Origin of the sequence: Kocuria sp. CPCC 205260, from assembly GCF_040981045.1 — a bacterium.
GTDB lineage: Bacteria > Actinomycetota > Actinomycetes > Actinomycetales > Micrococcaceae > Kocuria > Kocuria palustris.
Map to the genome: position 1 here is coordinate 1 of NZ_JAVKPT010000019.1, position 1,503 is coordinate 1,503.

General features: G+C 67.1%; 1 protein-coding gene. It reads left to right on the plus strand.

The window, feature by feature from the left end:
- The first annotated feature begins 256 nt into the window (after positions 1-256).
- Complete coding sequence (locus RF645_RS12905) at positions 257-1,480, plus strand: IS110 family transposase (protein ID WP_058870808.1); 1,224 nt, start codon at positions 257-259, stop codon at positions 1,478-1,480.
- Positions 1,481-1,503: the final 23 nt, after the last annotated feature.

Below are 1,503 nucleotides of genomic sequence, written 5' to 3' on the forward strand. Positions count from 1 at the left end.
CCCCCGTTACCTTTTCGGCGGCGCCTGGATCGATCAGGATGAGCAGGTGCCGGCCAGCCGGTCCTCGGCATGATCGTTGCCCCCAGTCGCACTCATGATCCGGGGGGTGTTGTCACCGAGGACCGGTCTGGTGATCACGGATCGCTGATAGAGGCGGGAGCTCTTCTTCGGGAGGGCCTTTGTAACGTGGATGCCGAGCGTGATCACCTCTGAGCTGGCCAGCACGACCATGGCCTAGCTGCCCAGGAGGAACGCCATGACCACCCCAGCACCGGCCGTGTACATCGGCCTGGACGTCGGCAAGTCCGATCACCACGCCGTCGCCCTCACCAGCAACGGCGAGACGGTCTACGACAAGGCCCTGCCCAACGACGAGACTCGCCTGCGAGCCATCCTCGACGAACTCTTGAAGACCCATGGGCCCGTGCTGCTTGTCGTCGATCAGCCGGCCACGATCGGTGCCCTTCCGGTCGCCGTGGCCCAGTCATGTGCCGGTGTTGAGGTGGCGTATCTGCCGGGACTGGCCATGCGCCGGATCGCGGATCTGCACCCGGGCTCGGCCAAGACTGATGCCCGTGATGCCGCGATCATCGCCGAAGCCGCACGCACCATGCCTCATACGTTGCGCGCCATTCGCGTCGATGACGAGCAGATCGCTGAGCTGGCCATGCTCGCCGGCGCTGACGATGATCTCGCCGCCCAGATCACCGCGGCCTCCAACCGGCTGCGCGGGCTGCTGACCCAGATCCACCCGGCCCTGGAGCGGGTCCTTGGGCCGAGAATCACCCACCCGGCGGTAGCTGATCTGCTGGGCCGCTACCCGACCCCGGCCAAGCTGAAGACCGCAGGACCAGGCCATGTGCGCGCCCGGCTGCGCAAGCACGCACCCCGACTGGCAGCACCGCTCACCGAGGAGATCTTCCAGGCATTGGGCCAGCAGACCGTGGTCGTGGCTGGCACCGAGGCCGCAGCCACCGTGGTGCCGATCCTGGCCGAACAGCTCGCCGGACTGATCCACCAGCGCAACAAGCTCGCCACCCAGGTCGAAGCTGTCGTGGAGGCCCACCCTCTTTACCCGGTCCTGATCTCGATGCCCGGGGTAGGGGTCAGGACCGCTGCACGGATCCTCACCGAGGTCGTCGGCAAGGACTTCGCCGATGCCGGGCACCTGGCCTCCTACGCCGGCATCGCCCCGATCACCAGACGCTCCGGGACCTCGATCCGCGGCGAACACGCACCCCGCGGCGGCAACAAGCGCCTCAAGCGAGCCCTGTTCCTCTCGGCCTTCGCCTCCTTGCATCACCCGGCCTCGAGGGCGTACTACGACCGCAAGCGCGCTCAGGGCAAACGGCATAACCAAGCACTGATCGCTCTGGCCCGGCGCCGCACCGACGTGCTCTACGCGATGCTGCGCGATGGCACCCTGTACGAAGACCCGACCATGCCTCAGACCCCGTCGACAGTCGCCCTAGCGGCTTGACGAAAACCATAGAGGCACCCCCC

Bases quoted from the DNA above. Each gene is read 5' to 3' on its own strand.
- RF645_RS12905 (WP_058870808.1), top strand. From the start codon at position 257: ATGACCACCCCAGCACCGGCCGTGTACATCGGCCTGGACGTCGGCAAG.